The 20,238-nt window shown below is 60.0% G+C and carries 17 protein-coding genes and 1 pseudogene; 2 read left to right on the forward strand and 16 right to left on the reverse strand.

Annotated features, from left to right (window positions below; all coding sequences use genetic code 11):
• Window positions 1–2: 2 nt before the first annotated feature.
• From QM609_RS24105 to QM609_RS24115, 3 genes are all read right to left on the reverse strand, one after another.
• A complete protein-coding gene (locus tag QM609_RS24105) occupies window positions 3–1,703 on the reverse strand; it encodes a sensor histidine kinase (protein WP_039972680.1) in 1,701 nt (566 codons plus the stop codon).
• On the reverse strand, window positions 1,693–2,424 hold the full coding sequence (locus QM609_RS24110) for a response regulator transcription factor (RefSeq protein ID WP_039972719.1): 732 nt from the start codon (window positions 2,422–2,424) through the stop codon (window positions 1,693–1,695). Before QM609_RS24110 ends, QM609_RS24105 begins: the two co-directional genes overlap by 11 nt.
• Window positions 2,425–2,658: 234 nt before the next feature.
• Entirely contained in the window at window positions 2,659–3,003 is a 345-nt protein-coding gene (locus QM609_RS24115) for a PNPOx family protein (RefSeq protein WP_037129595.1), read from the reverse strand.
• A gap of 238 nt (window positions 3,004–3,241) precedes the next feature.
• Here QM609_RS24115 and QM609_RS24120 point away from each other — a divergent pair, with 238 nt between their 5' ends.
• Window positions 3,242–3,463, forward strand: coding sequence for an RGCVC family protein (locus QM609_RS24120; protein ID WP_042925672.1), 222 nt, complete (start codon window positions 3,242–3,244; stop codon window positions 3,461–3,463).
• A gap of 254 nt (window positions 3,464–3,717) precedes the next feature.
• Here the strand turns inward: QM609_RS24120 and QM609_RS24125 are convergent, their stop codons facing one another.
• The 11 genes from QM609_RS24125 to QM609_RS24175 form a co-directional block, all read right to left on the reverse strand.
• Window positions 3,718–4,185, reverse strand: a complete 468-nt coding sequence (locus QM609_RS24125; protein WP_007726442.1) for a DIP1984 family protein — start codon at window positions 4,183–4,185, stop codon at window positions 3,718–3,720.
• A gap of 282 nt (window positions 4,186–4,467) precedes the next feature.
• Window positions 4,468–5,445, reverse strand: a complete 978-nt coding sequence (locus QM609_RS24130) for an ABC transporter substrate-binding protein (protein WP_007726443.1) — start codon at window positions 5,443–5,445, stop codon at window positions 4,468–4,470.
• A 59-nt stretch (window positions 5,446–5,504) separates the two neighbouring features.
• Entirely contained in the window at window positions 5,505–7,115 is a 1,611-nt protein-coding gene (locus tag QM609_RS24135) for an ABC transporter substrate-binding protein (protein WP_065352861.1), read from the reverse strand.
• A 14-nt stretch (window positions 7,116–7,129) separates the two neighbouring features.
• Complete coding sequence (locus QM609_RS24140) at window positions 7,130–8,434, reverse strand: NtaA/DmoA family FMN-dependent monooxygenase (protein WP_007726446.1); 1,305 nt, start codon at window positions 8,432–8,434, stop codon at window positions 7,130–7,132.
• The gene (locus QM609_RS24145) at window positions 8,431–9,261 is read right to left on the reverse strand and encodes a sulfurtransferase (RefSeq protein WP_073513445.1); all 831 of its coding nucleotides are present in this window, start codon (window positions 9,259–9,261) and stop codon (window positions 8,431–8,433) included. Before QM609_RS24145 ends, QM609_RS24140 begins: the two co-directional genes overlap by 4 nt.
• 61 nt (window positions 9,262–9,322) lie before the next feature.
• Window positions 9,323–11,290 carry an acetyl/propionyl/methylcrotonyl-CoA carboxylase subunit alpha gene (locus tag QM609_RS24150; protein WP_076948772.1) on the reverse strand — a complete coding sequence of 656 codons (1,968 nt, stop codon included), beginning with the start codon at window positions 11,288–11,290 and terminating at the stop codon, window positions 9,323–9,325.
• 4 nt (window positions 11,291–11,294) lie between these two features.
• Window positions 11,295–12,896, reverse strand: a complete 1,602-nt coding sequence (locus QM609_RS24155) for a carboxyl transferase domain-containing protein (protein ID WP_003943673.1) — start codon at window positions 12,894–12,896, stop codon at window positions 11,295–11,297.
• Window positions 12,883–14,082 (reverse strand): MFS transporter, encoded by a 1,200-nt coding sequence (locus QM609_RS24160; protein WP_047269020.1) that lies wholly within the window; start codon window positions 14,080–14,082, stop codon window positions 12,883–12,885. The genes QM609_RS24155 and QM609_RS24160 overlap by 14 nt, the downstream gene beginning before the upstream one ends.
• Window positions 14,079–15,305, reverse strand: a complete 1,227-nt coding sequence (locus QM609_RS24165) for an aminotransferase class I/II-fold pyridoxal phosphate-dependent enzyme (RefSeq protein WP_076948773.1) — start codon at window positions 15,303–15,305, stop codon at window positions 14,079–14,081. Before QM609_RS24165 ends, QM609_RS24160 begins: the two co-directional genes overlap by 4 nt.
• A gap of 493 nt (window positions 15,306–15,798) precedes the next feature.
• Window positions 15,799–16,401: a hypothetical protein gene (locus QM609_RS24170; RefSeq protein WP_083745022.1), complete on the reverse strand. Its 603-nt coding sequence runs from the start codon at window positions 16,399–16,401 to the stop codon at window positions 15,799–15,801.
• Between the two features lie 23 nt (window positions 16,402–16,424).
• Complete coding sequence (locus QM609_RS24175) at window positions 16,425–16,874, reverse strand: winged helix-turn-helix transcriptional regulator (protein ID WP_007726458.1); 450 nt, start codon at window positions 16,872–16,874, stop codon at window positions 16,425–16,427.
• Between the two features lie 127 nt (window positions 16,875–17,001).
• Here QM609_RS24175 and QM609_RS24180 point away from each other — a divergent pair.
• Window positions 17,002–18,099: pseudogene (locus tag QM609_RS24180) on the forward strand (MFS transporter); the annotation flags it as partial.
• Between the two features lie 66 nt (window positions 18,100–18,165).
• Here the strand turns inward: QM609_RS24180 and QM609_RS24185 are convergent.
• Together QM609_RS24185 and QM609_RS24190 are read right to left on the reverse strand one after the other, a co-directional pair.
• On the reverse strand, window positions 18,166–19,416 hold the full coding sequence (locus QM609_RS24185; RefSeq protein ID WP_149357787.1) for an amidohydrolase: 1,251 nt from the start codon (window positions 19,414–19,416) through the stop codon (window positions 18,166–18,168).
• Between the two features lie 97 nt (window positions 19,417–19,513).
• Window positions 19,514–19,936 carry a hypothetical protein gene (locus QM609_RS24190; RefSeq protein ID WP_042925682.1) on the reverse strand — a complete coding sequence of 141 codons (423 nt, stop codon included), beginning with the start codon at window positions 19,934–19,936 and terminating at the stop codon, window positions 19,514–19,516.
• Window positions 19,937–20,238 lie beyond the last annotated feature (302 nt).

The raw sequence follows: 20,238 nt of genomic DNA on the forward strand, positions 1-20,238 counted from the left end.
GCTCAACGATGCTGGATCGGCAACGGACTTCGCCTGGGGCTCAGCGGAACACGCCACACCAGTTCGGTGACACCGTTCTCGCTGGTGATGTTGCTCGAGCCTCCGCACTGACGAGCGCGGGTCGCCAGGTTGTCGAGACCGTGGATTCTGGTTGCCTGGTCGATTCCCACACCGTCGTCGACGATGCTGATGACAAGCTCCTCGGTGGCCCGGATGGTGACGTCGATGGCATCGGCATGTGCATGCCGCAGAGCGTTGCTCAAGCCCTCGCGCACAACGGCTTCGGCGTGCGGGGCAAGTCGAGACGGGACGGAACTGTCGATGGTTCCCTCGAAAGTGACGCTGGGAGTGATCGACGAGTGGCCGGACAGACCGTTGACGGCATCGAGTAGTCGCCGCCGCAGGCTTGTGGGAGTAGACATCTCGCTCGTATGGAGGTCGAAGACTGCGGTGCGGATTTCACGGACTGTTCGATCGAGTTGATCGACAGAGGTGTCCAATACGGTTCGAACGGTGTCCTCGTCGCCTGGACGTTGCAGCACCCCCTGCAAACTCAACCCGGTGGCGAACAGCTGTTGGATGACGTGGTCATGGAGATCCCGCGCGATTCGGTCGCGATCTTCGAGGACGTCGACCAGTCTTTCTTTCCGTTGCTGTTCTGCGAATTCGACAGTGACAGAAGCGATGTCTGCCATCGCCGTCAGTTGCTCGATCTCGTCCACTCCCCACGGGCGGTTGCTGCGGCGTGACGCGAAGAGAACACCGCCGCCGAACGAGGTCCCGGAGAGGGGGAGTGCGACCACTGATTCGTCGCCGGAAACATTCAGTGCCGGAACGGAACTGCCATGTGGTGCAGAGATCGGCCGCCGGCTCCGCGCAGCGTCGTCGATCACGGTCCCGGACAGATCGACGGCTGATCCGGTCGCGGGGACAGGCTGGGAATCAGCAGCATCGGCGACGTGGACTACCGGCTCTCTGCCGAGGTCGTAGCGAACGACGCACACAAGATTTCCATCCGTGAGGTGCCGCGTCGTCCGAACCAGTTCCGATAGCGTCTCGTCGCGGGATCCGCCGCTGAGCAGACGTGCATTGACGGCGGCGACGGCCTTGAGCCAGGCTTCTCGCGTCCGGGATTCCTCGAACAGACGCGCATTGTCGATGGCGATGCTCGCAGCATTTGCCAGAATCTGGAGTACAGCCTCGTCGCGGTCGTCGAATGCAGTCCGTTCCGAGCTGTCCGCGAGGTAGATGCTGCCGAACACCTCGCCCCTGACGAAGATCGGAACACCGAGAAACGTGTCCATCGGCGGATGATTGGTCGGAAACCCTGCCGAGGACGGATGCGAGGAGATTCGGTCGGTTCGAACCGGGCACGGTTCTCGAACGACCAGGCCCAGCAGGCCGTGACCTTCGGGAAGATGCCCGATCTTGGCAACCTGCCCCTGAGTCATACCGGAGTGGATGAATCGGGACAAGCGTCCGTCGGGGGATTTCACGCCGAGCGCGCCGTAGTCCGCTTCGAGGAGATGTCGCGCGACGTCGACTATCTGTTGCAGGGTTTCGTCGAGCTGGAGTGTGGACCCGACGGTCAACACGGCACTGAGCAGTTTGGGAATTGCAGTCGGGTTGAGAGCAGTCAGCTCCGCGCTTCCGGCGATGTCGCCGAAAAGGCTGAGCATGAGCGCGTCGCGGCTACCTGGCATGGTGCGTGCCCGTGGTGGCGGAGAAGGGCGAGCCGGACGGCGTCAGCAGGTGAGTGGTCGCCTGGCCGGAAGGATCCGGGTGCGAAGTGCCCGCACGAAGCTTTGTCGCCAGAACTGCGGCCTGCGTTCGACGTTCGAGACCCAGTTTCTCGAGGATGCGTGAGACGTAGTTCTTGACTGTTTTCTCCGAGAGTTCTGCGTGCGAGCTGATCTCTCGATTGCTCAGTCCCTTGCCGATCAACTCGAAGATCAAGAGCTCCTGATCGGTCAACAGGGCTGCCGCAGTACCCGACTCCTGTTCGGACCGGATGCGCCGGACCAAACCGATCACCGCCTGGGTGTTCAACAGCGACTTGCCGGTAGCAACCGTGCGGATCGCCGACACCAGGTCGTGGCCGCGGATGTTCTTGAGGACGAATCCTCGTGCGCCGGCGATCAGGGCGTCGAGCAGTGCGTCGTCGTCGGAGTACGACGTGAGCATCAAAGTGGCGGCGCTCGGGTAGGTCGACGCCAGTTCTCGGCACAGTTCCACACCGTTACCGTCGGGAAGTCTGACGTCCATGACAACCACGTCGGGTCGGCATTCGGGTATTCCGGCCGAGGCTTCGCGAACACACGACGCCTCGCCAACAACGTTGAATCCCGATACCTGATTCAACAGGTCTGCCAATCCACGACGGACGATCTCGTGGTCGTCGACCAGATAGATGCCGATCGTCACGGTGGTCACCTCTTCCAGCTCACGCCTGCCGTCGATGTTACCGGACGGTAATGTCCCGACAGGATCGGGTTGTCCGACCGATGGTCGACAAAAAACCCGCGTCGAAGGGTGCGAGACCGAGTCTCGATTGCACAGAGTCAAAGGTCCCGACCGTCACGAGATCTGAATCACCCAGATCTCGTGAGGCGGTGGGTGTGAGCTGAATGTGATTGCACCGGTGGCTGTTCGATCCGCTCAGTCGACGGGAGCGAGTTCGACGGAGACGTAGACACCCTTGCCTTTTCGGTGTGCGAGTGCCTCGCCGGGGCGATCGATACCGTCCAGTTGGAGAACGATCGGACCTTGTTCCGGGTAGAAATTGCGCCACCAACTCTTCTTGTCCGGCATGGCAACGCCGATCGTCACATGGTCGCCTTTTCGTTTGTAGGACACGGGCGCGCTGAAGGTGCGACCGGACTTGCGTCCGACGTAGGTGATGACGGTCATGGAACGGCCCAATAGTTTGCCTACGATCGGAGCGCCGATCAGTGGTTGGACCACTACGTTCACGGCGGCGGATACACGTTGGAAAGTGTTCACGAGAAGCCCTTTCACGACGAATGCTGCACGAATTCGAATCCTGCACGGAAATGGTGCGTGCAGTAGTTCTATCCTGCTCGACCGGGATTGTCGCGTGGGCAGAAATTGGTACAAACCGGTGTGCCGAAGCGAGTAGCGTGGGGTACGTCGAGGGTCATTCGAATATGCGCGGTCAAGCCATGTCGTCCTCGACGCCAACCCGGTCTGTGGTCGAACGGCCGAGAACTGGAGCGCCGGTATGGCGTCGAACCCGTCCGATGTGTCGAATGCACGAGGGCAATCCGAGTCGACTGACGAGGATCAGAAAACACCGTCGATCTGCCCGGCGTGTCAGCACAGTATGAAATCCCACGATCCGCTCGGGGTTCGCTTCTGCGCAGTGACTGCCGACCGCGGTCTCGATCGAAAGTGCATCTGCGCTGCAGATCGCGAGGAGATGCAGCACTATTCGCGCTACTGAGGTGCATCCTGCATCCCAATCGGAGACGCACCGACCTGTAGTCGCCGACAGTGCTGGATGCCCCGAACCCGCCCTCGTCTATCGACGATCAGCACGTGGTGGTGATGTGTGCGTAGTGCACTTTTACCTGTACGACGTGCAGGGCTGCAATGTGTATGTGCGCTGCCCGCCGCGCTCAGAGGTGACCGGATAGACCGCCGGTCGCGGTGTGTGCTCGCTTCGCCGAACGACTACCTGCTCCAACGCTGCCGTGCTTACTCGATCAGATCCACCTCCCAATTCGTTCGTTGAATCTGTGTATCGACCTCGCGAATCTCGCGGGCGAGGTCGTCCGCGATTGCCCGAAGTTCGGTGACGGGGACTGCCGCGACATAGACCAATTCTGATCGGAGTTGACGACCGTAACCTCGCTCTTCGCGCCCCGACGCGGCGTCCGCAGCGGCATTGACTGCAGAGTGTCTCAGACGCAGCACATCTCGATGGGCGAGTGCATCTGTGACAGTGCCGTTTCCGAGGATCGCCTGCGCATTGGTTCGATTGATCGCGCGCATCAACCATTCGAGTTCGCTCAGAGTTGACGTCAGCTCTTCGAGAAGGACGGCGGCGTCTTCGGCGGGAACTTCTCCCTCCTGGTGGCGTGCATTGTCGACGATCCGCTCGCGCAAGTGCGCAACCTTGCGAGTGGTGTCACTGCGTAGCGCCAGTGCCTCTGCCAGTTTCATGGATGAAGCTCCTGCTCTGACCTGAATCGGGAACTCCAAGCTAGCACTCGGTTGACAACCTGGGTCGGATTCCATTGTCTTGCTGCGTTCTTCCCAGTTCAGCATTCGAATCACCTTGGAGACAGCTGGTGCTGCGTGTCCTTCGATGAAGCGATGCAGCCGGTGGAGCACGCTGCGCACGGTCTCGGGTCGACGGGGCGGGCGAGGCATACGATGGTCCGCCGTCGATCTCGCGGTTCAGACTGAAATAGTCGCCCCGCGACGAGTTAGAGTGCGCCTTTCCTATTTGTTCGTCTTCGGGAGGCCAGGGGGATTGACCAGCGACTTGTCGACTGCCTCGTTGGTGATCTTCCATCGCTCGAGAACTTGCTCGTATGTGCCGTTTTCGATGAGATGATCTATCGCCTCGCTGATCGGTTGTACCAAGCCGTTGTCTTTCTTGACCAGTACACCGATCTGGCCCAACGCGGCCTCACCGGCTCCGGAGAACTGACCGATCACTTCGTTCTCGCCAGTCTGTGCAGCGTGAAACTGCGATGACGGGTTGGGGCCGAAGTAAGCGTCGATTCGACCGGAAGACAGCGGCAGGTAGTAGTCAGTGGTCTTCTGGTACACGGTGATTTCAGCGGGAGCACGCCCAGCTGCGAGGTTGTCCTCATTCCACTTCACCAGCAAAGCCTCCTGATTGGTGGCAGCGCCGACTCCGATCTTCAGTCCGGCGATGTCTTCCGGCTTCTCGAGTGAGAGATTCCTGTCCTTTCTGACCTCGAACGCGAGAGTGTCGAGGCGGTACGTCGCGAAGTCGTATTTCTCTTTGCGCTCTTCGGTGACCGTCACGTTGGAGATGAACGCATCTGCGTCTCCCGAATCGATCCGCACCGAATTCTGCGCCCAATCCGCGACCTGAAGGTCGATTTTCAGCCCGAGCACCTCTGCAATCAAATACGCGAAGTCGGTCTCGGAACCGATGACAGTCTTGTCGTCGTCGGCATAGAAGCGCAACGGTGGAGCGGTTCCAGCGTTGCCGGTGATTCGGATCGTGCCCCGGTCGCGGAACTCCTGAGGGACCTTCGCTGCGATCGAATCAACCTTGTCGGTGCTGATGCGGTTCTGCTCGGCCGACAAGTTGATACTGGATGTTGTTGCACCGGAGTGTTGCCCGGTCGATTCTTCATCTGGGCTTCCGCAAGCGGTACCCAGGAGAGTAACTGTGGCCAGGGTAGAGATCAGAAGCGTTGCGGTGCGAGGACGGGTGAACATCGGGTTCCTTCCGGGAAGAGGGTTTGTCGAAGCAGGTTGTCGAGATCACGAAGTGTGGGCTAGCTCTTCCACGCATCCACGAAGTCCACCGAGTAGAGATCGGCTTGGATGCGCAGGTCGTGAACCGCGGAAGTCGTCGCGTAGATCAGCGAAGAGGCGTGCAACGGGATCGCCAGTGCCTGATCGGCAATCAGTTCCTGAATCTCCTTCAACACTCCGTTTCTCGCATCGACGTCTACGGTCTGAGATTGTTTGACCAGCAATGCATTCAGCTCCGGAGTCGAGGCGATGCCTTTGGTCGAGCCGAGAGTGGGACTGAACACCAGCAGTACGTCACCGTCGGCGCGCAAGCTCTGGAAGTAGATCGATTCCCATGTGCCGTCGGTTCTCGCGGCGTTGTCCTCGGCAGTCGAGCGAGGTTGCAAGTTCACTGCAACTCCGATGTCGCGCAGCTGAGATTGGATCAGTTCGAACTGCGATTGGGGGAGGTGGTTGCGGTAGGCCAATTCGACGGTCAGTTTCTCACCGTCCTTGGTTCGGAATCCGTCACCGCCGACTGTCCATCCACTGGCGTCCAGCAGTGACTTCGCACCCGACGGGTCATAGGTGTACTCGGACGACAGATCGGTGTAGCCGGGCGCTTTCACCGACAAGATGCTTCGCGCTTTCTCGTCACTCGGTGTGTAGGTGGTGTCGATGATCTGCTGGGTATCGATGCCCTTCACCAAAGCACGCCGCACGTTCAGGTCCGCAAGTACCGGCGCGAACGTGGGGTTGAGCAAGAGCGAGTCGTTGATGCCGGCAGCAAGGGACGGGATGACAGTGAGTCCGGCGCCTTCTGCCCGGTCGACGTCTGTGCTCGGAATGTCGATCGCGGCGTCCAGTTGTCCTGACGTCAAACCGCCGATTCGCACCGAGGATTCGGGGACCACCAAAAAGGTGATCGAATCCAGATAGGCCTCTCCCTTGTTCTTGTTGAGTGAGGATCCCCAGTGGTACCCGTCCCGACGAGCGAGGACGACCTTCGCGTTGGTCTCCAGTTCTTTCTGTACGAACGGGCCGGAAGCGATAACGCCCTGGGCGCAGCGTTCTTCGGGCGTCTTCTTCAACGATTCCGGTGCGATGATGGCGAGCGTGTCGGAGCGGGCGGCTTGAAGGAAGCCCGCTGACGGTTCCGAGAAATTGAGTGCGACAGTGGAAGCGTCGAGTACCTCCGCTCCAGTGAAGTTTGCGAGATGTGACTTCGCAGTGGTCGCGAAGCCACTGTCTCCCAGTCTCTTCTGGCTTTCGAAGTTGTCCGCGACAACCTGCGCATCCAGACGCTCGCCGTTGCTGAAGGTCACGCCGTCCCGCAGCGCGAAGACGAATCGTCGACCGTCGTTCCGGACCTCCCAGGACGTCGCCAACCAAGGCACTATCTCCCCGGTCTCGAGGTTCTGGTCGACGAGTTTGTCGTAGAGTGGATGGAATGCCGTAGCAGTTTGACCGTTCAGGGTCTTGTCGATGCACGGTGGAAACGTATTGATCGCAAAGGTCAGATCGCCCCCTGACACGGGCTCGGAGTCGGCGCTCGCAGCTGGCGTTGCAGTGCTGCAGCCGGCTGCAACTGCAAGCGTCGACGCCAGGATGGCGACTCGGATCGGTATGGATGAAAGCCGCGACGTCGTCATGGGCTGAGTTCCGTTCATCGTGGGGAAGTGCGAGTGGTGTCGAAGATGTGGGACCGCAGGGTCGTTCCGGTGTATTCGCGCCGGAACACGCCCCGATCTTGCAGAAGTGGCACGACGGAACTCGCGAAGTCGTCGAGCCCCCTGGGGAAGTGGGTAGCGGTCAGGATGAAACCGTCAGCTGCTCCCGATTCGAAGAGGTGCGTCAACTCGTCCGCCACTTCTTGCGGCGAGCCGACAATCTCGGGAGTGAGATCATTGCGCGCGAACAACTCTGCGGTTTCGGCGATGGTGAGATTTCGGGATTCGATCAGGCGTGCCAATCGACGCGAGGGGCCACTACCGCGGTTGAGAACTTCGGCGATCGGAGTGGACGGATCGAACTGCGACAAGTCTAGTCCTGCGGAGTGGGAGACCCACTCGATTGCCGCATCCGGATGGATCAAGGATCGCAGGTACTCCTGCCGTTCCTTCGCGATGCTCGTCGTCTCGCCGACTATCGGTTGCACAGCGGCGACGAGGCGCACCGAATCAGGGTCGCGTCCGGCCTCTTCCGCGTAGCCGCGAATTGCCTTGCGCTTCGCTCGAAGATCTTCCTCCAACGGGTCGATCGCAAAGACCAGATCTGCCCACCGCCCACCGAATTCGCGCCCTCTCACAGATTCACCTGCCTGGATGAAGACCGGGCGGCCCTGAGGTGATTGTGGCAAGGTGAGTGGACCCTGCACCGACAAGTATTTGCCCTTGTAGTCGGCCGCGTGAATCTTGCTTGTGTCTGCGTAGATTCCGCTGTCGCGATCGGCAGATACGGCGTCGCCGTCCCACGACGACCAGAGTGCGGTGGTTGCTTCGAGAACTTCGTCGCCGCGCTCGTACAGTTCTTCTCTCGGAAGCCGATCGACTTCGGGAAAGTTGTCGTTAGCCGGACCGGGTGCCGTCATCACGATGTTCCAGGCCGCGCGCCCACCGCTGAGTATGTCGAGGCTGCCCAGAGTTCTCGCCAGGTTGTACGGGCTGTTGAAGCTTGCCGAAAGGGTTACGCCGAGACCGATACGATTTGTTGCGCCGGCCACCACTGCAGCCAACTGCGTCGGATCATGTTGAAAGCCGGTCAGCAGACCGTATTTGGTGTGGCCGTCGACGTAGTGCACACGCTCAGGTATCAGTATCAGGTCGAATTTTGCTCGTTCCGCTGCTTGCGCGTATCGCTCGTAGAGCGCTCTGTCCTCGAAGGCATTCTCCGAGTACGAATGCCGCCACATTCCGGCACTGTGCATACTCGGAAAGACCATGTAGGCGCCGAGGATCATCTGTCGTGTCATCGCTGGTCCGGATTCCTTGGTGTGTGATGGATGTCAGTGGAGACGGGTCGTTCGGGGTCGGCGCTCCACCCCGACCACGACGCGACGTAGACCGCGGAGCTGATGCCGACCGCTGCAAGCGCCAGTGCGTTGTGCGACGCGGCAACTCCGCCGCCGCAATAGGACACGACGGTGGCACCACGCTCTATTCCGAACTGGTGGAAGTATTCTCGTAACTCGCGGTCGGGAAGTAGGAATCCGTTGTCGTCGAGTAGGTCAGTTGCCGGCGCTGAGATAGATCCGGGGATGTGGCCGGCGCGGAAACTGCTCGATCCTCGGGCGTCGAGCAATCTGCCGGCCGATGCCGCGCGCAGGGCGTCTTCTGCGTCGGCGAGTGTCGTGCTAGTGGTGGAAGGTGGTACGGGAATCGAATCGTTTGTCGATGTGCGTTTCCGGGCTGTAACCCATCCGGACGATCCGCCGTCCAAGTACCGCACTGAACGTCCTGCCCAGCGAAGCGTGAACCACGCGCGGGCCGCAAGCAGGGGGCTGTCCGAACTGTAGACCACGATGTGAGCATCGGCGGATACTTTCAGATCGTTCAGTGTTCTTCCGAATGCGGCGAGGTCTGGCAGCGGTCGATTCCCGTCAGTCCCGCCTCCACTGCTTTGAAAGTTGTTGATCGACAATGTGATGGACTGCGGCGCAGTAATGATTCCGGCTCCGCCCTCGCTGTTGTCTCGCACCACGTTGACGACGACGAGCGTCCGATCGGAACGAATGAGTTCGCGGAGTTCGGTTGCGGAAACAATGACTGCGCGACGCTCGATTCCCCCTGCTTCTGACATGAAAGATATTGTGTAACAATTGCTTCAGTCAAGAAAGAGATAAGATCGTGGCAATCTTTACTCATGGCGCCACGGCTGCCAGCACTTGTCCGGCATCGATGACATCTCCCACCGTTACTGTCACCGCCGAGACGATTCCGGGTGAGGAAGCACGAAGGGCAGTCTCCATCTTCATTGCTTCTACGACCGCGACGACATCACCTTCCGACACCCGCGTTCCAGTCTGCAGCACTGCCAGCACGGTTCCCGGCATCTTCGATGTGATCTCTCCGTCGCTGAGATCGGAATCCTTTGCTGTATAGACTTTCTCGTCCACCTTCACGGTCCAGCCACCAACGCACACCCATGTACCGGTGCCGACTCCGAGGCGCCCAGCGGTGGTTGTCAAACCATCGGCGACCAGACTGAGTGTCACCTCGTCGGTTCCACCCCTGACGACCACCGAAATGTTCCGGCCGTCGGCGGCGACAATCCAGTGGTTGCTTCGTTGTGAGATGACGGTTGTCGGCACGACGCGGGCGTCGGCAATGAGTTCGCGTCCGATCGGGTCGGATCCCAACTTGCGCAATGTCTCTCGATGTAGTCCGTGGGGGCCGGTCCACGACGACCCGGTGACCGGCGATTGTTCCTCGACGGAAGTCCACACCATCGCAACAGCAGCGGCGGTGGCCTGGAGCTCTGCAGAATCCGGGATCAACCGAGTGAGGTGCTCGTCGACGAAGGAAGTGTGAATGTCATCCGCGCGCACAGCCGGTGTCGCCAAGAGAAGTCGGAGGAAACCGATATTCGAGGTTCCACCGAAGTAACTCGAGTCGGTCAAAGCTCGGTCCAATGATTCCAGTGCGGTTGACCGCGTCGGACCGCTTGCTATGACCTTTGCGATCATCGGATCGTAGAACGGCGGAATGCTGCCGGCACCCTCGAAAGCACTGTCGATGCGAACCCCCGACGGCCAGGCTATGTCCACGGAATGTGAAGGTGCGGGCCGAAACCCGTTCGACGGATCCTCGGCGTAGATTCTGGCTTGCACCGCGAAACCCCGCAGCGCGATATGGCGCTGCTGTAACGGCAAACGGGCGCCGAGGGCGATGTCGAGTTGCAGTTCGACGAGATCGACGCCGGTCACTTCCTCGGTGACCGTGTGTTCGACTTGTAGGCGCGTGTTGACTTCGAGAAAGTAGTAGCGGTTTTCGGCGTCAACCAGAAATTCGACGGTTGCCGCATTCACGTAGCCGACGCCTCCGAGTAGTCGCAGAGCGTCGTGCTGCATGGCTCCCAGGACCGATTCGGGGACAGAACTTGCCGGTGCCTGCTCGATGATCTTCTGGTTCCGACGCTGTAGGGAGCATTCACGGGTGAAGAAGTGAACTCCTGTACCGAAGGAATCGAAGAGGACCTGAACTTCGATGTGACGCGGACGCTCCACCAGCGTTTCGATCATCAGGTCGCCGCGGCCGAAGTTCCTTTCGTTCAAACCGATTGCAGAGGTGATGACCTCTCGTGCGTCATCACCCGGATGTAGTCGAACCATCCCCTTGCCGCCGCCCCCGAACACCGGTTTCAGCAGCACCGGCACGTCGAGAGATCGAACGTGACCGAGGACGGTATCGGGATCGGCGCTTGCCTCGCCCCACGCGGTGAGAGTCGGGATGCCGGCGTCAGCGGCGGCCTTCTTCGCTCTTGCCTTGTCTCCGAGTAGAGCGATGGATTCAGCGGCCGGACCGACGAATGTCAGACCTGCAGCGACGACGGCTTCAGCGAAATCGGAGTCTTCGGAGAGGAATCCGTAACCCGGGTGCACGGCATCGCAATCCGCGGCCAGCGCGGCCGCAATGATTTGATCCGAATTGGTGTAGGACTCCGAGGGGATGTCTCCGTCCAGAAGCACGGTGTGATCGGCGAGGCGATGCCACTGTGCGTGTGAATCGACGGGGGAGGAGATCGTCACTACCGACATGCCGAGACGACGGGCCGTGCGCGCGATGCGCGTGACGATTTCACCCCGATTGGCGATGAGAAGTCGAGTCATGTTCTCACATCCTGAAGACGCCGAAGCGCGTTGTTCCGTGATTGCGGGGAAGCATGGACAGCGCGAGTGAAACCCAGGATCGCGTGTCGACCGGGTCGACGATCGCGTCAACCCATAGCCTGGATGCGACGTACACCGACTCGCCCTGCCGGTCGTAACCTTCGCGTATCGGCCGTTTGATTTCCTCGATTTCCTCTTCCGTGAGCGGAGTTCCGCGTGTGCGCGCAGATTCGATCTTCATCAATGCCATCACCGACGCTGCTTGCTCGGAACCGACCACGGTGGTCTTCGCGTTCGGCCACACGGCCATGAAGTCAGGACCTATCGAGCGTCCGCACATCGCGAGATTTCCCGCCCCGTAGCTTCCGCCGATGACGATGCTGAGCTTGGGAACCCTGGCGCAGGCAACGGCATTGACCAGTTTCGCGCCGTGTTTGGCGATACCTTCCGCCTCGTACTGCTTCCCGACCATGAATCCGTTGACGTTGTGCAGGAACAACAATGGGATGTCTCGTTGTGAGCACAGTTCGACGAAGTTCGCGGCCTTGAGGGAGTCCTCCGAAAAGAGCACACCGTCGTTCATGATGACCCCGACGGTGTACCCCTCGATGTGGCCGGTCCCGCAGACGATGGTTCGGCCGTAATTCGCTCGGTACTCGACTAATTCGCTGGCATCGAGCAGGTGGGCCAGAACGTCGCGCGCGACGATCGGGGTTTTCGAGGAAGCCGGGATCACCGTGTCGAGCTGCTCGGGGGAGTGAAGAGGTGGTCGCGGAGATCGTGACGGCGCCCGTACCTCCCGTCGATCACCGCGGGCGACGATGTCGGCGATCATGCTCAGAGCCTCGATGTCGTCGTTGGCGATGTGATCGACGACGCCGCTGATCACCCCGTGCACGTCGGCGCCGCCGAGCTCTTGCGGTTCGACGTCGACACCGGTTGCAGCCTTGACCAACTGAGGGCCGCCCAGATAGACGGTGCCGGTACCGCGGACGATGACGGTCTCGTCGCACATCGCTGGGATGTATGCACCTCCAGCCGTGCAGGAACCCATGACTGCTGCGATCTGAACGATGCCGTCTGCCGACATTTCGGCGATGTTCTTGAACATCTCGCCGAAATGGTGCTCGTCGGGGAAGATCTCGTCCTGCATCGGAAGGAAAACACCTCCGGAATCGACGAGATAGACACACGGCAGCCTCAGCCGACGAGCGACGGATTGCAATCGCAGTTGCTTCTTGACGGTCAGCGGGTAGTAGGTGCCGCCCTTGACGGTGGCGTCGTTCGCGAAGATGGCGCAGAGTGAGCCGCGGATGAGCCCTACGCCCGTGACCAGACCAGCCGACGGGAGTTGCTCGTCGTACACCTCGAATCCGGCCAGTTGTCCGATCTCGAAGAACGGGGACTGCACGTCGAGAAGAGCATCGATGCGTTCGCGAGCGGGCAATTTGCCGCGAGCCCGGTGCTTGGCAACCGACCGCTCGGGTGCCCCGTGAACGGACAAGTGTTGCGCGTCCGCAACTCGCTCGCGAATTTCCTTGTATGCCAGTAAGTTTTGCTCGCGGGTACCGGGGTCGAGTTGTGCGGTGCGTTCAATGACGGGCATGGGACGTACCTACTGTCGGTTCGGAGGAAGCTGTGCGGAGGGAGAATACGAGCGCAGTCGCTGCTGCAGTGATCAGTGTGACGATTGCTGACCACACGCGTTCATCGGATGCGAGAGGTCCGACTACAGAGGCGAAGCCGGCAATTCCCTGCTGTACGAGTCCGCAGTACGCGACGGCGATGGCTCCGCCTTCAGCAAAATGCGTCACTGCTGATGCTGCCGAGTTCGGGAAGAGAAGCGATTGCCCAAATGTCAATGCGATGTATCCGAGCAGGAAGACCGCGAGCAACGGCGTGGAACCGAGTGGGGGATACCAGCAGAGCATGAGGACGAGGCCGGCAAGCAGCATGCACAGCGCACCTCGACGCATCAACTTCTCTGAACCGACGGTTGTGGCCCTTCGATTGACGTAAAGCGCGCCGCTGAAGTAGGCGGTTCCGTAGAGGATTCCGAAGGCTCCGAATGCCCACGGTTGCAAGTCGAATCGATCGCTGAACAGGAAGGGGCTCGATTGCTGCACAAGGACTATCGCGCCGAAACCCAGGCCCCCCGCAATGGCTGGTTTGTAGAACCGGGGTGTCAGGACTATGGCATTCCACCGAACAACGCGTTCGTTGTTGTCGCGGACTGTGGTGTTCTCGGTCCTCAGTGCCACCGCAGCGAGTGCTGCTCCGAGTACTCCGAGCACGCCGAAGCCGGTTCGCCACGAGGTGAACGACGCAAGAGCGCCGCCGATCAGTTGGCCACCGCCCAGTGCCACCACAAATGCCATCGACAACAGCGACAAGCGGCTAGCCAACTCCGAACCGGTGAACTTGTCCTTCACCATCATTCGCACGATGATGGCCGCACCTCCTGCTCCGATGCCTTGAACGATCCGGCCGATCAGTAGTACGGCGGCGCTCTGGACCAAAGCCAATGCAATGCAGGCGATCACGAACAATACCAAGCTGGACAACAGTGCCGTCCTGCGTCCGAGTCGATCTGCCAACCGCCCCCACACGACCACCGGAAGTGCGGCACTGATCACGAAGAGTGTCACCGACCACTTCACCACGGAATCTTCGATGCCCAGATCCGTCGCGATCTTCGGCAGTGAAGGGAGGTAGATGGTCGTGGCCATTTGTGCTGTCAACACGACGGCACAAGCCAGCGGTGTCACTGCGACAGTGCGGTCGTCGCTCATTCCGTGACACTTCGTAGGACGTCGGCGAAGCGCTCGATCGTTGCATGTGGAAGGTCCGCCCGAAGCATCAGTCTCAGCCCGGCTTTGCCCCGGCCGATGACAGGGAAGAAGACCGCCGATGTGTAGAAACCGCTAGCCAGCAGTTTCTGTGCTGCGGTGATGGTTTGTTCTTCCTCGTGGAGCGTGACGAAGCGGATCGGGAGTCCATCGCCCGATGCCGGCGTGTCGACGAGCGAATCGAACAGTTCGACAACCGTGCGGAGTTGCCGCTGCCGCTTGTCGACCTCTCCGCTGCGGTGGAGCTCCACGGACGCCGCAATAGCACCCAGCCCGGCTACGTTCACACGCTGCGACCACGTCAACGGGCCGCCGTAGCGAAGTGCGAGATCACGATTTCGACTGCCCCCGTTCCGGCCGAGTGCGATCGCACCGCCGGAAGCACCGAATCCCTTGTTCAGTGATGTCAGCAAGAATGTTCGATCATTGAGGCTGCCGATGAGATCCAGGACCGCGCCACGCCCGTTGTGTCCGATGACCGAGGTGCTGTGCGCCTCGTCGAGAACGAGAATCAGTCCGTATTTGGCCTGTAATGCAAACAGTTCGTTCAGGGGCGCCTTCCCGCCTGTGCTGTAGACGGTGTCCGCCACGTATGCCACCTGAGAATTTGTTCGGCAAAGACTTTCGAGTTCATCGACGTCGTCGTGCCGAATGGTCACGATCGTCGTTTCGTCGGCGACGCTCGCCTTCATGGCATTGAGGCAGAAGTGTGCGTTCTTGTCGAACACCATGAGGGGAGGTTCACCGCCGGTGAGCAACCCGGACGCGACGAGGGGGAGCAAGCTCCACGCAGCGTTTGCGGCGGATCCGAGGGTGAGCACATGTGCGTCAAGCAGTTCGCTCAACGCGGCCTCTGTGTCGTCGAGAAGGCTGGAGTGGACTCTCATCCGCGAGATGGAACTGTTCAACGTTCGTTCGCGCTCGAGAGCGGCGATCGCACCCGAACGAATTCGGTCGTCGGTGTCGAGCCCCAGATACGAGTACGTGGAGAAGTTCTCGAATTCGTATCCTTGGATCGTCCGGTGTTCGAAACCTGCGACGCGATCGGCAGTGAGATCGGCCAGACCCTCACTGACTGCGCGATCCCAGAATGGGTCGCTCAAATCAGCAGCACGCCTGAGGTTGGAGTACAGATTCCTATCTTTCAAGCTCTCGGCAACCGTCATTTCGCGGCTGTTCCCTTCACTGGATTCGATAGCGGAATTACTGCGTTGATGCACTGAGGGGCATCGCCGTCAGTTGACATTGCTCATTGAGAACGAAAGACAATTCGATGTCAAGCATTACGGAATCGAGACGCCGAGAAAAAGGAAGAAACCCTATGGTTTCAAACTAGTTGAATCTGTAACTTAAGGCGTTGTTGCAGTTCGGGGACGGTGATGATTTATCACGATTTCCCGTGATAAATCGGATAATGCCGTGAGTCACAGACTTGTGTGCACTTCCGCGTGATGTTCGAAGAATATTATGATCCGCATGCGTCAAAGGGTTGGCACGGAAGCGATAAGGCTTCTGTCTCATATTTTTCGAGGATCTCGTGGAGGTTCGGCAATCAGGCGATCCTGTATCTGGAATCGATTTTCTTCTTAATGAATTTCGAAACGTGTTAGGTCCGCCTATCGAATTCTTTACTCGGAGTATGGATGATCCGGCAATGAATCATCCTTGTTGCGACCACTTGCTGCGCAGAAGCATCAGTGCGGTAAGGGTGAGGCCCCATCCGATTGTGGACAGTGCGACGCCCACGCCTGCCTGTCCGGTGATATCGGCACTGGCGTCGATGCTGAATGCTGTGGTGAATCCTGCAGCAGTGCCGGCAGCGGCCGTCATACCGCCGGCCTTCATCCATCGCGAGCAATGGGCGGAACCGAAACACGCCAGAATCACTGTCAGTCCACAGGCGACGACCTGCCAGGTGGGGAACTGTGTCGGGGCAGGCAGGCCGGGGCCGCGGAATCCGCCTTTGTAGTCGGCTGACCAGCTGAGCCAGCCCACGCAAGACAGAAAGCCCAGTGCAAAGGCCAACAGGCCGGTGCTCCACAGTCCGAGTGAGCCCGATCCCGTGTGCCCGCCGCCGAGGGCGGTCGTGGAGTGCTCCAGGCCAGTTCGTTCCGAACGCCAGATTGTCCAGATGATGCTCGCGCCGATAGTTGCGGGCACGCCGACGAAGATGAATGCAATCCAGAGAAACTGCGGCCAGGAGAACTCGAGATCGACAGTCATGGTCGGAGTATGCGCGTACTTCGAATCATGTGCGCCCATCTGTCAATCTGGCGAGTTGCGGGTCAACCTTCCTCGACCTTCTCCACATGTGTACTTGTAGGGTCCAGGTCGATATTCCGTGTGTTGATCAGTCGAAGCCTGGGAACCGGATCGCCCGTGGTGTCGTCGATCAAGATCGAGTGTGGCTCACCGTCATCGAAGGCGTGGCGCTCTCCCCACTGTCGCAGGCTAATGATCACGATGAACAGATCCATACCGCGTTCGGTCAGGATGTACTCGTTGCGGGTACCTTGCGCGTTCGGTTGGACTTCGAAGATTCCCTGCTCGACAAGGACTTTGAGCCTGTCCGTGAGAATGTTCTTTGCGATGCCCAGGTTTCGTTGAAACTGACTGAATCTCGATGACCCGTCGAAGGCGTCACGCACGATCAGCAGCGACCATCTGTCGCCGATGATGTCGGCCGCTCGGGCCGTCGGGCAGTGCGGGTCTGTCCATTGTGCGCGATCCGGCATCGAGTTCCTCATTGGTTGCGTTTTGAAACTGTATTGACGTAACCTTCAAATGGTATCAAAACGCAACCAAGTTGAGGTGGAAGTGACTGCACGTCATGCTGTCGAGAACGCGCGGGGCAAGTTGAAAATGTCTCGCGGACTTCGCCTGTTGCTCGCAGTGCTCTGCGGGGTCTCGGTAGCCGACATCTACTACGCACAGCCGCTCCTCGGGCAAATAGGCTCGGATCTTTCCATTCCTCCGGCCGGCCTCGGTTTCGTAGTCGCACTCGCCCAACTCGGTTATGTGGTGGGGTTGATCGTGTTGGTGCCATTGAGCGATCTCGTGAATCGAAAGAAATTGATCGCAATCCAGATCGTCGCTGCTGCAACGGGAACGATGCTTGTTGCTCTGGCCACCACGAATCTGCAGCTGTTGATCGGGATGGCGGTCGCAGGCACGTTCTCGGTAGTTGTTCAAGTCATAGTTGCCTATGCTGCGGCAATCAGTGACCCGGACGAGCGGGGCGCAAACATCGGTGTCATCACCAGCGGCGTTGTCGTCGGCATCATCCTCGCTCGGACTGTCGCCGGCGCAGTTGCGGATCTGGCAGGCTGGCGGGCGGTCTACGCGGGATCCACTTTCATTTCGGTACTGGTCGCGGCCGTCGCGCTGACGATGCTGCCGAAAGATCCTCGTTTGCAACACGATAGGCGTTCGTACGTGCGTGCAATGGGGTCTGTCGTGACGTTGACGCTTACGAACCGACTGTTTCGCACCCGGGCCCTGATTGCCTTGTTCCTTTTCGCGTCCTTTGGTGCTTTGTGGAGCGGAATGGCCCTGCCGTTGAGTGAGGAACCATGGCGGTTGTCGACCACACAGATCGGGCTCTTCGGAATCGCAGGATTGGTTGGAGCATTGGGCGCGGTCGGTGCCGGTCGGTGGGCCGATCAAGGCAAAGCGCAACGCGTCACCGGGGCGTCGTTGGTCGTTCTCGTGCTGTCGTGGGTACTCAACGCGCAGGCGACGCACTCGCTGGTGTTACTCGTTGTCGGTGTTGTTGCGTTGGACTTCGCCGTGCAGGCTGTTCATGTCACGAGCCAGAATCTGATCGTCGCGAACACACCGGAATCGTCGGGGCAGATCATCGGTAGTTACATGGTGTTCTATTCGTTGGGCAGCGCGGCTGGGGCGGTTTCCACCACTATGGTTTTCGACGCGGCAGGGTGGGGCGCTGCAAGTATTCTCGGCGGCGCCTACGCGTTTGCAGCCTTGATCGCATGGACGATCGATCGATTGCGGACCCGCAACACTCTAGGGAGTTGGGAGCCACGTCCTGGCCGCGACGACCAAGGCGTTCACACCGATGGTCAGGGTCGGCTCGATCACGGGAGCGTAGTGCGGAGAGTGGTTCGACGGCACGGTTCGCAAAGCCGGATCAGTCATGTCACCTGTCGTGAACAGTGAAGGGTCGGTACCGCCCAACAGCCAGTACGACAGTGGCGCACCGGCACTGGTCGCGAGAATGCCGACGTCTTCACTTCCTGCTCCCGCACCGGGATCGAGAATCTTGTTCGTCCCCAACCATTCGGCAAACGCATCGAGTGTCTTGTCCAGCGCTGCCGGATCATTGACGACGATCGGAAAGTGCTCCGTCTCGGTGATGGTCGGTGAGGTGGGTGCACCGGCGGTGGCCGCTTCGCCCCGGACGATGCGGTCGACGCTGTCCAGGATGCGCTGACGCACACCTGCGTCGTAGCTGCGGATGTTGAGTTGCAGTTCTGCTTCGCCGGGAATGACGTTGGCGGCATCTCCAGCATGGATGGAGCCGACGGTGAGGACAGCTGTGGCAGTACTCGGGACCTCGCGTGAGATGACAGTTTGCAAACGCAACACGGTTTCGGCTGCCATGACCACGGGATCGACCGAGTTCTCCGGCATAGATCCGTGGGCGCCCTTTCCGACCAGTCTCACACGAAGTGAGTCCGATCCCGCATACGAGGGGCCGGCGTGCCCGGCGATCGTGCCTGCCGCTAGCGGCGATACATGTTGTCCGAGAACGATGTCGGGCCTCGGGAATCGCTCGAACAGTCCGTCGTCGACCATGGCTTGCGCACCCGCGCCAAGTTCCTCAGCCGGTTGGAAGACGAGGACAAGAGTGCCAGACCAGGTCGTCGTATCCTGAGAGAGGATCCGGGCCGCACCGAGTAAGCAGGTCGTATGCAGGTCATGCCCGCACGCGTGGCTGACCGAGACGGTCTTTCCCTGATCGTCGGTCGTTGTCACGGTACTGGCGTAGTCCAATCCGGTTTCTTCCCGAACCGGGAGGGCGTCCATATCCGCACGCAGCAGCGCTGTGGGGCCCACTCCGTTCTTCAGGACTCCGACGACTCCGGTAGTCCCGACACCGGTGGTGGTGTCGAATCCAAGTGCTGTTAAATGTCTTTCCACCAGACTGGATGTTCGTTGCTCCTGAAACCCCAGTTCCGGATGGCTGTGGAGGTCCTTGTACAGGTCGATCAAATCCAGATCCACGGCGATCGTTTCGTGCACTGACGAGGTCATGAGTGTCCTCTCGGTAGCGTCTTTTCAGGCTAACCGGGATGACGGGTCGGTAAACAGGACCTTAGGTCCCACGGTGCCGGTGATGCGGAGTCTGGTGCTACGGCACGTAGAACGATGTGACACCTGGGGTGATGATGGATCCGGCCACAGACAGCACGGCAACAGCGACTTGACCGGTCCCGGTCTGCACGATCGCCTCTGCTGGGACTCCGTTGAGACCGTCCGAGAGCCGAGCCAAGCCGGAGGCCCCGGTCGAAAGGTTCAGCCAGCGCACTTCGGACGAGAGCAGGCATCCCCACCGGCCTTCCTTGCCTCCGGTGATCGTCACCGTGCCGGGTTGTTCGCCGACGACAGCTACGCAGCGGACGGCCGGCGCGTCGAAGCTGCCGTTCGGGTTGCCGTACGGCGCAGGGTTGACCTGGAATGGAATGGTCACCGCGGCGGATGCGAGCGCCACCGACGTCAGAGTAGAAGCGATCACGACGGATGTGCAGACGCTCAGTCGGCGAACGAGATTCATCACGGAGGCCTCCAGCCATGTCCAGGTGATTTGCTTGTCTTCCCCGACGTAACGTTTTGGTCGTAGCTTCCCTTCTTGCATCGCCGCATTGAAGACGACAGCCTCACCATATCCGGTTGCACAGGAGAATTCAGGTACTCGTCGCTATTCGCTACATGTGGCGGCCTCAGATGCCGTCCGTCGAACCGTCTCTGCCGTCGTCGAAGCACGTACTACGGCAACCGGTGTTCCGGCTGCGGGATCGAAACTCCAGTCCTGCCGATAGGACTGGAGTAGATCTGGATCTGTGATCATCGCACCTG

The organism is Rhodococcus sp. IEGM 1302 (assembly GCF_030056935.1).
In the GTDB taxonomy this organism is placed as follows: domain Bacteria; phylum Actinomycetota; class Actinomycetes; order Mycobacteriales; family Mycobacteriaceae; genus Rhodococcus_F; species Rhodococcus_F qingshengii.